Annotated in this window: 11 protein-coding genes; all 11 read left to right on the top strand. The window is 63.9% G+C overall.

Annotation, left to right across the window (positions count from 1 at the left end):
- Positions 1–57: 57 nt before the first annotated feature.
- The 11 genes from ttcA to JNO50_RS17310 all read left to right on the top strand — a co-directional run bounded on the left by ttcA (position 58) and on the right by JNO50_RS17310 (position 12,067).
- The gene (gene ttcA / locus JNO50_RS17360; protein WP_189534335.1) at positions 58–1,014 is read left to right on the top strand and encodes a tRNA 2-thiocytidine(32) synthetase TtcA; all 957 of its coding nucleotides are present in this window, start codon (positions 58–60) and stop codon (positions 1,012–1,014) included.
- Positions 1,011–1,808, top strand: coding sequence for a polyamine aminopropyltransferase (locus JNO50_RS17355; RefSeq protein ID WP_189534337.1), 798 nt, complete (start codon positions 1,011–1,013; stop codon positions 1,806–1,808). Before ttcA ends, JNO50_RS17355 begins: the two co-directional genes overlap by 4 nt.
- A 171-nt stretch (positions 1,809–1,979) precedes the next feature.
- Positions 1,980–3,284: a nucleotide sugar dehydrogenase gene (locus JNO50_RS17350; RefSeq protein WP_189534392.1), complete on the top strand. Its 1,305-nt coding sequence runs from the start codon at positions 1,980–1,982 to the stop codon at positions 3,282–3,284.
- A 69-nt stretch (positions 3,285–3,353) separates the two neighbouring features.
- Positions 3,354–4,418, top strand: coding sequence for a Gfo/Idh/MocA family protein (locus JNO50_RS17345; protein WP_189534339.1), 1,065 nt, complete (start codon positions 3,354–3,356; stop codon positions 4,416–4,418).
- Between the two features lie 13 nt (positions 4,419–4,431).
- Positions 4,432–5,001, top strand: coding sequence for an acyltransferase (locus JNO50_RS17340; RefSeq protein WP_189534341.1), 570 nt, complete (start codon positions 4,432–4,434; stop codon positions 4,999–5,001).
- Positions 5,002–5,018: 17 nt separating this feature from the next.
- Positions 5,019–6,116, top strand: coding sequence for a DegT/DnrJ/EryC1/StrS family aminotransferase (locus tag JNO50_RS17335; RefSeq protein ID WP_189534342.1), 1,098 nt, complete (start codon positions 5,019–5,021; stop codon positions 6,114–6,116).
- Positions 6,117–6,118: 2 nt separating this feature from the next.
- The gene (locus JNO50_RS17330) at positions 6,119–7,423 is read left to right on the top strand and encodes a lipopolysaccharide biosynthesis protein (RefSeq protein ID WP_229804695.1); all 1,305 of its coding nucleotides are present in this window, start codon (positions 6,119–6,121) and stop codon (positions 7,421–7,423) included.
- Positions 7,417–8,628, top strand: coding sequence for a DegT/DnrJ/EryC1/StrS family aminotransferase (locus JNO50_RS17325; RefSeq protein ID WP_189534344.1), 1,212 nt, complete (start codon positions 7,417–7,419; stop codon positions 8,626–8,628). Before JNO50_RS17330 ends, JNO50_RS17325 begins: the two co-directional genes overlap by 7 nt.
- Positions 8,622–9,698, top strand: coding sequence for a glycosyltransferase family 4 protein (locus JNO50_RS17320; RefSeq protein WP_189534346.1), 1,077 nt, complete (start codon positions 8,622–8,624; stop codon positions 9,696–9,698). Before JNO50_RS17325 ends, JNO50_RS17320 begins: the two co-directional genes overlap by 7 nt.
- A 15-nt stretch (positions 9,699–9,713) precedes the next feature.
- Positions 9,714–10,823, top strand: coding sequence for a glycosyltransferase family 4 protein (locus tag JNO50_RS17315; protein WP_189534349.1), 1,110 nt, complete (start codon positions 9,714–9,716; stop codon positions 10,821–10,823).
- Positions 10,820–12,067, top strand: a complete 1,248-nt coding sequence (locus JNO50_RS17310; RefSeq protein WP_189534351.1) for a glycosyltransferase family 4 protein — start codon at positions 10,820–10,822, stop codon at positions 12,065–12,067. The genes JNO50_RS17315 and JNO50_RS17310 overlap by 4 nt, the downstream gene beginning before the upstream one ends.
- Positions 12,068–12,076 lie beyond the last annotated feature (9 nt).

Below are 12,076 nucleotides of genomic sequence, written 5' to 3'. Positions count from 1 at the left end.
CTCCTGTCCGGGTATTTCGCGCTAAAATCGACCGTTTTTCAATCTGTTACGGCCGCCATGCAAGACGTCTCTCCCGTCTCCGACGACAAAGCCCAGAAAGCCGCTTTCGAAAGCAACAAGCTCGCCAAGCGGCTGCGCCACCACGTGGGCGACGCCATCAATGATTTCAACATGATCGAAGAGGGCGACCGCATCATGGTATGCCTGTCCGGCGGCAAGGACAGCTACGCCCTGCTGGACATCCTGCTCGGACTGCAAAAGTCCGCGCCGATCGACTTTTCCATCGTGGCGGTCAATCTCGACCAGAAACAGCCGGGTTTTCCGGAGGACGTGCTGCCGGGTTACCTCGAGAGCATAGGGGTCGAGTACCGTATCGTGGAAGAAGATACTTACTCCATCGTCAAGCGTGTTGTGCCGGAAGGCAAGACCACCTGTGCGCTGTGTTCGCGCTTGCGCCGCGGCATTCTCTACCGGGTGGCGACCGAACTGGGCGCGACCAAGATCGCCCTGGGACATCACCGGGACGACATTCTGCAGACCCTGTTCCTCAACATGTTCTATGGCGGCAAGCTCAAGGCCATGCCGCCCAAGCTGGTCTCGGACGACGGTCGTCACGTGGTGATCCGCCCCCTGGCCTATTGCCGGGAAAAGGACATCGAACGCTACGCGCAGATGCGCGCGTTCCCGATCATTCCGTGCAATCTGTGCGGCTCGCAGCCCAATCTGCAGCGCCAGGTGGTCAAGGAAATGATCAACGACTGGGACCGCCGCTTCCCGGGACGGGTGGAAACCATGTTCCGCGCACTGCGCAATGTCGTGCCCTCGCACCTGGCCGATACCGCTCTGTACGACTTCGCCACTATCGCGCCGGGCGTGGTTCCCGAAGCGGGTGGCGACACCGCCTTCGACAAGGAAGAGTTCCGCGATCCGGTCGCGCCGGCCGATGACGTCGAGGCGCCGCGCCGCACCATCAGCATCCTCGATTCCCGCCCGAAGGCTCCGGAGTGCCAATGAGCAAGGCCCGACATCCTTTCCGGCGCCGGGTTCGCCCCGGCGTCGATGCCATGCCCGAGGTCGAGATCAGCGAAGTGGACGGCATCCGCTCGCTGCACCTCGGTTCGGAAACCATCCAGAGTTCGATGGACCTTGAGGACCCGACCGATCTTGTGCTGTCGTACAGCCGGGCGATGATGGGTTTTTTGTTGTTCAATCCCGACCCCGCCCATATCCTCCAGATCGGCCTGGGCGGCGGCTCCCTGGCGCGCTATATCGATTTTTACCTGCGCGACGCCAAGAGTGTGGCGATCGACATCAATCCCCAGGTCATCGCCGTGGCCCGCTCCTTCTTCGAATTGCCGGAGGAGGGCGAGCGGTTCGAGATCGTGGAGGCCGATGGCGCGGAGTACGTGAAGATTTTCAGGGGATCGACCGATGCCATTCTGGTCGACGGTTTCGACGGTTTGCAGATCGTTGACGCGCTGACCACCGAAACCTTCTTCGAGGATTGCCGACGGGCGTTGTCGCCGCAGGGTGTGTTCGTGACCAACTGGTGGAGCGGCGACAAGCGTTATCACCAGTTTCTCGAGCGCCTGTGCGGGGTGTTCGAGGGCCGTGTGCTGGAGCTGCCCTCGGCGAGCCACGGCAATGTCGCCGTGCTGGCGTTCCGCGATACGCCATCGGTGCTGTCGTTCGCCGAGCTGGAAAAGGCCGCCGTCGCCCGCGAAGCGCGCTTCGGGCTGGAGTACCCGGAATTCGTCGAACGCCTGCGCTTGTCCAACCAGTCAAGCGGCGGCCAATTGTTGCTCTAGCGGGGCGGGCCAAGCGGCGTATAATGGCGCCCAATACCGGCTCGGTTGAGCAAGATCAGGCAGCCTGGCGGCGAAGTGCGCGAGACTGCCTTTTTCCGTTTCCCGATTATCCGGGCCGCCGTCGAAGGACGGCGACCGACGAATTTCTTTCTGTTTAGGACTGTCATCGTGATCAAGCAGCAACTGCTTAACCGCATTGCGGACAAATCCGCCGTCATCGGCATTGTCGGACTGGGCTATGTCGGCCTGCCCCTGATGCTGCGTTTCGCCGAGGTCGGCTACAAGGTGATCGGTTTCGATATCGATCAATCCAAGGTCGACGCCCTGATGGCCGGCCGCTCGTACATCGAACACATCCCGGGCGAAGCCATCGCCCAGTCCCTTGGCCGCGGATTCGAAGCGACCAGCGACTTCTCGCGCGCTCCCGAGGCCGACGCGCTGATCCTGTGCGTGCCCACGCCGCTGAACAAATACCGCGAGCCGGATCTGTCGTTCGTGCTCAACACCATCGATTCGCTGGTGCCCTTCCTGCGAGAAGGACACCTGGTGTCGCTGGAATCGACCACCTACCCGGGCACGACCGACGAAGAGCTCAAACCGCGTATCGAGTCGCGCGGTCTCACCGTCGGCGACAACGCCTTCCTGGTGTTCTCGCCCGAGCGCGAGGATCCGGGCAATCCGGACTTCACCACCCGCACCATTCCGAAAGTCTGCGGCGGCGTGACGACCGCCTGCCAGGAGATCGGCGTGGCGCTCTACTCCGCGGTGATCGACCAGGTCGTGCCGGTATCATCCACCCGCGCGGCGGAAATGACCAAGCTGCTGGAAAACATCCACCGCGCGGTGAATATCGGCCTCGTGAACGAAATGAAAATCGTCGCCGACCGCATGGGCATCGATATCCATGAGGTGATCCGCGCCGCGGCCACCAAGCCGTTCGGCTTCGTGCCCTACTATCCGGGCCCGGGCCTGGGCGGTCACTGCATCCCCATCGACCCGTTCTATCTGACCTGGAAGGCGCGCGAGTACGGTGTGAACACCCGCTTCATCGAGCTGGCCGGCGAAGTGAATTCCACTATGCCGGATTACGTGGTCAGCAAGATCGCGTCGGCGCTGAACGAACGCAAGAAAGCCATCAACGGCAGCCGCATCCTGGTGCTGGGGATCGCCTACAAGAAGAACGTCGACGACATGCGCGAAAGTCCGTCGGTGATCCTGATGGAAAAACTGCGCGATCTGGGCGCCGAGGTCAGCTATTCCGATCCGCACGTCCCGGTGTTCCCGAAAATGCGCGAGCACCGTTTCGACCTGTCGAGCGTGCCGGTGACGCCCGAAACGCTGAAGACCTACGATTGCGTGCTGCTGGCGACCGACCACGACAAGTTCGATTACGCGCAGTTGAAGGCGCACGCGCCGCTGATCGTCGATTCGCGCGGTAAATACCTGGAGCCGGCCGACCACATCGTCAAGGCCTGACCGGTTCAATGCCGAAGCGGGGCGACCATCGTGTCGCCCCTTGCCGTTCACCGACCATTGAAAATGACCATGCACACCGTCCATCACACGCCCATCACCGATCGCAAGATCCGTTTCGCCCTGGCCGGTTGCGGCCGGATCGCCGCCAACCATTTCGGTTCCCTTGAAAAGCACGCCGACCGCGCAGAGCTGGTGGATGTGTGCGACATCGACCCGGCGGCGCTCGCCGCGGCGGTCGAGCGGACCGGCGCCCGCGGCCATGCTTCTCTGACCGACATGCTGGCCGCGACCAACGCCGACATCATCATCCTCACCACGCCTTCCGGCCTGCATCCGCGCCAGTCGATCGAATGCTCCGAGGCGGGATTCCATGTGCTGACCGAAAAACCGATGGCGACACGCTGGGAGGATGGTCTGGCGATGGTGCGCGCGGCAGACGATGCCGGCAAGCGCCTGTTCGTGGTCAAGCAGAACCGCCGCAACGCCACCTTGCAACTGCTCAAGCGCGCCGTCGAGGAGAAGCGTTTCGGCCGCATCTACATGGTCAACGTCAACGTGTTCTGGACCCGCCCGCAGGAGTACTACGATTCCGCCGCCTGGCGCGGCACCTGGGAGTTCGATGGCGGCGCGTTCATGAACCAGGCGAGCCATTATGTCGATCTGCTCGACTGGCTGATCGGTCCGGTCGAGAGCGTGCAGTCCTATACCGCGACGCTGGCGCGCAACATCGAAGTGGAAGACACCGGCGTGGTGAGCATCAAGTGGCGCTCCGGCGCGCTGGGCAGCATGAACGTGACCATGCTGACCTACCCGAAAAACCTCGAAGGTTCGATCACCATCATGGGGGAAAAAGGCACCGCGCGGATCGGCGGTGTGGCGGTCAACGAAATCCAGCACTGGGAGTTCGCCGATCCGCATCCGATGGATGACACCATCGAGAACGCCAGCTACTCGACCACCAGCGTGTATGGTTTTGGACACCCGCTGTATTACGACAATGTTATCAAGGTGATGCGCGGCGAGGCCGATCCGGAAACCGACGGGCGTGAAGGTCTCAAGTCGCTGGAGCTCTTGATCGCCATGTATCTGTCGGCCCGCGACGGCCGGCGCATCAGTCTGCCGCTGGATTACTGAAAACGGAGCCCTCATGAGCGAGTACCAGGCACACCCCACGGCCATCATCGACGACGGCGCGCGCATCGGCAACGACACCCGCGTCTGGCACTGGGTGCACATCTGCGGCGGGGCCGTCATCGGCGAGCGCTGCTCGTTCGGCCAGAACGTGTTCGTCGGCAACGACGTGATCATCGGCAACAACGTCAAGGTGCAGAACAACGTGTCGATCTACGACTCGGTGACGCTGGAAGACGATGTGTTCTGCGGCCCGTCGATGGTCTTCACCAACGTGCACAATCCGCGCAGCCATGTGTCGCGCAAGAGCGAATATCGCCGCACCATCGTGCGCCATGGCGCCTCGATCGGCGCCAACGCGACCATCGTCTGCGGGCATACCATCGGTGAATTCGCCTTCATCGGCGCCGGCGCGGTGGTGACCCGCGATGTGCCGGCCCACGCCATCATGGTCGGCACCCCGGCGCGTCGTCTTGGCTGGATGTGCCGTTGCGGCGAGCGGCTGGACGACAGCATCGGTGAACACGCCTGCGCGGCGTGCGGGCTGGAATACGAAATCGGCGGCAACCACTGTACGCTGCTGTGAGACAGGATAGCGACATCATGAGCATCAATTTCATCGATCTGAAAGCGCAGTACCGGCATCTGAAGGCGGATATCGACGCCCGCATCCAGGGGGTGCTCGACCACGGGCAATACATCATGGGGCCCGAGGTCGCCGAACTGGAAGGCGAACTTGCCCGCCTTGTCGGCGTCAAGCACGCCATCGGGGTCTCCGACGGCACCACGGCCCTGCAAATCGCCATGATGGCGTTGGGCATCGGCCCCGGCGACGAGGTCATCACCACGCCGTTCACGTTCATCGCCACCGGCGAAATGATCGCCCTCCTGGGCGCGACGCCGGTCTTCGTCGATATCGATCCGGTCAGCTGGAATATGGATCCGGCCCTGATCGAGGCGGCGATCACCCCACGTACCCGGGCCATCGTTCCGGTGAGCCTTTACGGGCAATGCGCGGATTTCGACGCGATCAACGCCGTTGCCGCAAAACATGGTCTGCCGGTGATCGAAGACGCGGCGCAAAGCTTCGGCGCGACGTACCGCGGCCGCCATTCGTGCGGCGTGTCGACCATCGCCACCACCAGCTTCTTCCCCTCCAAGCCGTTGGGCTGCTACGGGGACGGCGGCGCCTGCTTCACCGACGACGACGAACTGGCGCGCAAGATGCGGCAGATCCGGCTGCATGGCCAGGACCGGCGTTACCACCATCCGGTGATCGGCCTGAACGGTCGCATCGATACCCTGCAGGCCGCCATCCTGCTGGCCAAGCTGCCGACGTTCGGCGACGAAGTGGCGGCCCGTGCCCGCATCGGCGCGCGCTATATCGAGCTGCTCAAGGACGTGGCGCGCGTGCCGGTGATCGCCGAGGGCAATACCAGTGTTTTTGCGCAGTTCACCATCGAAGTGGACAACCGCGAGGCCGTGCAGGCGGCGCTCAAGGAGGCGGGTGTGCCGACCGCCGTGCATTATCCCGTCCCGCTCAACCTGCAGCCGGCGTTCGCGCACCTGAACCAGCCGGAAGGCAGTTTCCCGCTTGCCGAGGCCGCATCGCGCCGCGTGATGAGCCTGCCGATGCATCCCTTCCTGGATGAAGCAACCCAGGACGCCATCGTCGCCGCCGTCAAGCGCGCGCTGGGGTAAGCGTGCCGGCACGACGACTGACCTCGATGTTGCGCGGGGCTTTCCTGCGCAGCGTCCTGACACTGGCCGGCGGCGCGACGCTGGCCATGGCCATCCCGCTGCTGTTTTCTCCGCTGCTGACCCGGCTCTATAGCCCGAACGAGTTCGCGCTGCTGACGCTGTTCGTGTCCTGGCTCTCCAATCTCGCCGTGGCGGCGGGGGGGCGCTACGAGCTCGCCGTCGTGCTGCCGGCCGAGGACCGCGACGCGACCCATCTTCTGGCGCTCGCCATGATCGTGTGCACGGCGTTGTCCGTCGCGGCCCTGCTGCCCGCGCTCGCCGCGCGCGAAGCGATCGCCACCTGGCTTGGCGCGGCCGAACTGGCGCCCTGGCTGCTGTTTTTGCCGGTCTCCCTGTGGTGCGCGGGCGCGGCCCAGATCTGGGTCAACCGCAACAACCGCTTGCGCCGCTACGACGCCAATGCGCAAGGCCGGGTCGCCCAGGCCCTGACGCTGACCGCCGTGCAGATCGCCGGCGGTTTCGCCGGTTTTGGTGTCGCGGCGCTGATCATCGGCCAGACGGCCGGCCAGGCCGCCGCGCTGCTGGGCGAATGGCGGCGCGACATGAACGAACGGTTCGCCTGCTTCTCGGGTGTATCGGTCGAGGGCCTCAAACGTCTGGCCTGGCAATACCGCGAGTTTCCCGCCGTCAACACGCCTCATGCGTTTGCCGTCGCCCTGCAGGACTCGTTCCTGCTGTGGTTGATCGCTCATTTCGCCGGCACGGCCGTGGTCGGGTATTACGGTCTGGTGTTGCGCGTGCTCAAACTGCCCGCCGCCATCGTCGGACAGGCGGTGTCCCAGGTCATTTACCGCGATCTGGCCGAAGCCCATACCCGGGGGCGCCCGTTGCGTCCGGTGCTGTGCAAGACCCTGAAGCTGCTCGCTGCGTTGGCCGTGCTGCCTTTCGGCCTGCTGGCAGCACGGGGCGAGTGGCTGTTTTCCCTGGTATTCGGTTCCGCCTGGGGCGAGGCCGGGCGATTGGCGGCCATTCTCGCGCCAAGCTTTTTCCTGTCTTTCGCTTGCGCTCCGGCATTCATGGTGCCCATGGTGCTCAAGCGCCAGCGCACGTCGTTCGCTCTGGCTCTGGGTTGGTTGAGCGCCAACTTGGCCGCGTTCGCGGCGGTGATTGTCATGACGCGCGATACGGTCTGGGCATTCGCCACGATGAGCGTCGTGATGTCGTTGTACCTGGCCAGTTATACGATCTGGGTGCTGCGATTGTGCCGGCGCGAAGACCGGCGTTGTCGAGGAGCCGTGCCATGCTGACCTGCAATTCCCTGATGCCGGGTGCGTTCCTGTCGGCGTTGCTGACCGCGCCGTTTCTTCGCCCCGACGGGCTTGAGGCGCGTCTCTCTCGCCTGGTCGAAGCCCAGATCGGCGAGGCATGGCAGATTCGCTGGTTCGATGCCGGACGAAGCGCGCTGGGCGCCCTGCTCGACGCCTACCGGATCGGACCCGGCGACGACGTGATCGTGCCGGCGTATACCTGTGTCGTGGTGCCCAATCAGATCGCGGCGCGCGGCGCCCGGATCGTGTTTTGCGATGTACAGGAAAGTACGCTCTCCTACGATTGGGAGGCGCTTTCGCGCGCGATGACGCCGGCTACGCGGGCGGTCATTGTTCCGCACAATTTCGGCATGGTGTCGCGGGTGCCGGATGCCGTGCGCGCGCGTTATCCCGGCGTCCGCTTCCTCGACGATGCCGCCCATGGCCTCGGCAGTCTCGATAACCGGGGGCGGTGGCTTGGCACGGGGCATGACGGCGCGTTTTTCAGTTTCGAGTACTCCAAGAATCTGACCGGCGGTGTCGGTGGACTGGCGCTCCTGCCCGCCTCCATGTCGTTTGCCGGCATGCCGGTCGAGCGGGTGAGCCGGTTCGGGCAGTGGCGTCTTGCCGTTACCCTGGCCGGGCATCTGCTGTCCATCCGGACAGCCCTCGCCGGCCGGGCATGGATGGCGCTGGCGCGGCGCACCGGTCTGATTTACCGTTCGGGTGACGACGAGGTGCGTGACGGCGCCGTGCATGCGCCAAAACGGCTGGCCACGCTGTCGGCCGCGCTGATTCTGCCCCAGTTGCGGCGCCTCGCGGCTATCCGCGAGGCCAAGGCGGTGCTGGCGGACCGCTACCGGAACGCGCTGGCGGATCTGCCCGGCGTCACCGTGTGGGAGGCCGGACCGGATGTTCACTGGGTGCGTTACCCCTTCCGCCTGGCCGCAGCCCGGGGCGACAAGATGGCGATGGCACGCCGTCTGGCGGATGCCTCGGGTTTGCCGGTGGGTATCTGGTTCGACGATCCGATCCATCCGCGCGGATCGTTCCGCCACGGCTATATGCCCGGAGATTGCCCGGAAGGCGAGCGCCTGGCGGCGGAAGTGTTCAATCTGCCGGTCAATATCGCGCTCGCGGGGGACGGCGGTCTCGACGACAAACTGGGCCGTCTGCGCACGGCCATCGGGGAGCTGGCATGGTAGAACGGCTGCTGTTGATCGGTTCGGCCTCGGTGCATACCTGGCGCTATCTCGCGGGCATCGCCCCGCACGTTGGCCGGATTTATCTGGTGTGCAACACCGATGTGCCGCCGGAACGGCGTCCGGCCAACCTGGCCGGTACGCTGACGGTGGATTTTGGCCTCAAGGCGCTGCGAACCGCCGGACGAATCCGGGACTGGGCCAGACGCATCGAACCGGACATGGTTCATGTCCATCAGGCCAATAGCGTGGCCTGGCATGCCGTGCGCGCCCTGCAAGGGTGTCCCGCTCCCCTGGTTCTGTCGGCGTGGGGCTCCGATGTCCTGCTGTTGCCGAGGCAGAATGCGCTGATGCGCCGCATGGTGAGCACGAATCTGGCCGCCGCTTCGGTGGTCACCTCCGATTCGCTGCATATGGCCGCCGTCATCCGGGAGCTGGCCGGCGAGGGGCCCGCGATCAAGGTTCTCAATTTCGGTATGGACGCCTTGCCGCCCGAACCCGATTTCGTCAGCCGGCCGCGCCGGGTGCTGTCCTGCCGGCTGCACAAGCCGCTTTACCGTATCGACGCGATCCTGCGTGCCTGGCGCGATGTGGAAAACGATAACCGTTTTGCCGACTGGTCCCTGACGGTCGCCGCCAGCGGAGAAGAAACCGACTCGCTCAAGGCCTTGGCCGCGTCATTGACGCTCCAGCGCGTGAGTTTTACCGGTTTCGTCAAGACCGATGTGTTGGCGGGCCTGTATCGTGATAGCCGGGTGTTCGTCAGTGTGCCGAGTTCCGATGCCACCAGCATCAGCCTTCTCGAGGCGATGGGGCACGGATGCCTGCCGGTTCTTTCCAACTTGCCCGCCAACGGCGAATGGGTGATCGACGGGTTGAACGGCAAGATTGTCGAGGACATCGCCACGCTCTCGGTGCCGCTGCGCGAGGCCATGCTCATGGCCGAGGACGGCAACGCCCTCGAGCGCATCGCGGCCATCAACCGCAATCTGGTGGCCGCCAAGGCATTGCACGAACCGAACATGCGGCGTTTTGCAGAGATCTATGCCAGCTTGCAAAGCCGCTCCGAATAGAACGGGACCGATACCATGAAAATCGCACATCTGACCAGTGCTCACCCGCGCTACGACATAAGAATATTTGTAAAAGAATGCCATGCCCTTGCCGCGGCCGGACACGAGGTAACCCTGATCGTCGCGGATGGAAAGGGCGAGGAAATCCGCGACTCGATCCGCATCGTGGATGTCGGCGCGCATTCGGGAGGACGTCTTGGACGAATGACCGGCACGGTGCGCCGCGTTTATCAGGCCACGTTGGCGCTAAGGCCGGATGTGGCGCATTTTCATGACCCGGAGCTGTTGCCCGTCGCGGTACGTCTGAAGCAGGCCGGCATCAAGGTTGTCTACGATGTGCACGAAGACGTGCCGCGACAGGTCATGGCCAAGCACTGGATCCCCGGGTGGCTGCGTCCTGCCGTATCCGGTTCGGTGGAAACCCTGGAGCATTTCGCCGCGCGCCGTTTCGACGCCATCGTGACGTCGACGCCGCATATCCGCAAGCGCTTCGAAGCCTTGAACGCCCGTTCGGTGGATATTTGCAATTTCCCCATTCTCGAAGAGCTGGTGCGCGATACGCCGTGGGACAGCCGCCGCAACGAGGTGTGCTATATCGGCGGGATTTCCCGTATTCGCGGGATCGGCCCGATCGTGGCCGCCTTGCCGGATACCGACGCGCGTTTGAATCTTGCCGGGCCCTGGAGCGAATCCGACCTGCGCGCCGAACTGGAAAGCCAGCCCGGCTGGAGCCGGGTCAACGATCTTGGCGTGCTGGATCGCGCCGGCGTGGCCGACGTGCTGGCGCGCTCAAAGATCGGCCTTGTTACGCTGTTTCCGACGCCCAACTATGTGGATGCGCTGCCGATCAAACTGTTCGAATACATGGCCGCGGGCATGCCGGTGATCGCGTCCGATTTCCCGGTGTGGCGCGAGATCGTCGACGATGCGGGCTGCGGTCTCCTGGTGGATCCGCAGGATCCGTCCGCGATCGCGTCCGCGATCCGAACCCTCATGCAGGACGACGGCACCGCCGCCGCGATGGGCCGTGCCGGACAGCGCGCCGTCCTGGCCCGCTACAGCTGGGCGGCGGAAGCCGAGAAATTGTGCTCGCTCTACCGGTCGCTCGAGGTACACGACCAATGAAAATCCTTTATATCAATCATTACGCCGGCTCACCCGAGCACGGCATGGAGTTCCGTCCCTACTATCTTGCCCGCGAATGGGTGAAAGCCGGCCATGAGGTGGTGATGGTGGCGGCGGATCAGTCGCACTTGCGCCAGAAAAACCCGATATTCCAGGGCGCGACGCATGAGCAGAGCATCGACGGCATCCGCTACCTGTGGTGCCGCACTCCGCGTTATGACGGCAATGGCGTCGGGCGTGTGATCAACATCTTCGGTTTCCTGTTGGCCCTGATGCGCGCCTGGCGAACCTTGCGCAAAACGTATTCGCCGGATCTGGTGATCGCGTCGAGCACCTACCCTCTGGATACGATTCCGGCCAAACGGATCGCGCGCGAGTGCGGCGCGAAACTCGCCTATGAAGTGCACGATCTGTGGCCGCTGACGCCGGTCGAAGTCGGCGGAATGTCGCCGCGCCATCCTTTTGTCATGCTTCTGCAGTGGGCCGAAGATTATGGATACCGCAATGCCGATACGGTCGTTTCCATGCTGCCGTGCGCGCGCGACCACATGCAAGCCCACGGCATGGCTCCGGACAAGTATCATGTCATTCCAAACGGAGTGGATTTGACCGAATGGGACGATGATGGTTTGCCATTGCCGCGCGAGCACGACGAACTGATTTACCGGCTGGAAAGCGAAGGCCGGTTTTTGCTGGGGTACGCGGGTGGCCACGGTTTGGCCAATGCGCTGGATTTTCTGCTCGAGGCCGCCGCCAGCCTCAAGGACGAACCCGTCGCTTTCGTGCTGGTCGGCGATGGGCCCGACAAGGCCGGACTCGTGGCCGCCGCCAGAACGCTGGGCCTGGGCAATGTCCATTTCCTGCCGGCGATCCCGAAGCGGGCGGTGCCGGCATTTCTGGCCCGCATGGATGCGCTGTTCATCGGCTGGCGCAAGTTGCCGATCTACCGTTTCGGCATCAACCCCAACAAGCTTTTCGATTACATGATGGCGGCGCGACCGGTGATCCATTCGGTGGACGCCGGCAACGATATGGTCAAGGAGGCGGGGGCGGGATTGTCCATCGGCTCCGAGGATCCTGTCGCCATCGCCGGCGCCGTGCGCTCCATGATGGCGCTCTCCTCCGAGGAGCGGCGCGCCATGGGCGCGGCCGGTCGCGAGTATATTTTGGCCCGGCACGATTACCGGGTTCTGGCGCATCGTTTCTTGCAGGCATGCAATGGCGGTGCCGGACAAGCTGAGTGAACATCGAGA

The sequence above is a fragment of the Paludibacterium paludis genome, assembly GCF_018802605.1.
GTDB classification, from domain to species: domain Bacteria; phylum Pseudomonadota; class Gammaproteobacteria; order Burkholderiales; family Chromobacteriaceae; genus Paludibacterium; species Paludibacterium paludis.
This window is presented reverse-complemented; position numbering and strand designations above follow the sequence as displayed.

What these genes read in the sequence shown, in the direction of transcription:
- ttcA (WP_189534335.1), top strand. Translation starts at nt 58, where the DNA reads ATGCAAGACGTCTCTCCCGTCTCCGACGACAAAGCCCAGAAAGCCGCT.
- JNO50_RS17355 (WP_189534337.1), top strand. Translation starts at nt 1,011, where the DNA reads ATGAGCAAGGCCCGACATCCTTTCCGGCGCCGGGTTCGCCCCGGCGTC.
- JNO50_RS17345 (WP_189534339.1), top strand. Translation starts at nt 3,354, where the DNA reads ATGCACACCGTCCATCACACGCCCATCACCGATCGCAAGATCCGTTTC.
- JNO50_RS17340 (WP_189534341.1), top strand. Translation starts at nt 4,432, where the DNA reads ATGAGCGAGTACCAGGCACACCCCACGGCCATCATCGACGACGGCGCG.
- JNO50_RS17335 (WP_189534342.1), top strand. Translation starts at nt 5,019, where the DNA reads ATGAGCATCAATTTCATCGATCTGAAAGCGCAGTACCGGCATCTGAAG.
- JNO50_RS17325 (WP_189534344.1), top strand. Translation starts at nt 7,417, where the DNA reads ATGCTGACCTGCAATTCCCTGATGCCGGGTGCGTTCCTGTCGGCGTTG.
- JNO50_RS17320 (WP_189534346.1), top strand. Translation starts at nt 8,622, where the DNA reads ATGGTAGAACGGCTGCTGTTGATCGGTTCGGCCTCGGTGCATACCTGG.
- JNO50_RS17315 (WP_189534349.1), top strand. Translation starts at nt 9,714, where the DNA reads ATGAAAATCGCACATCTGACCAGTGCTCACCCGCGCTACGACATAAGA.
- JNO50_RS17310 (WP_189534351.1), top strand. Translation starts at nt 10,820, where the DNA reads ATGAAAATCCTTTATATCAATCATTACGCCGGCTCACCCGAGCACGGC.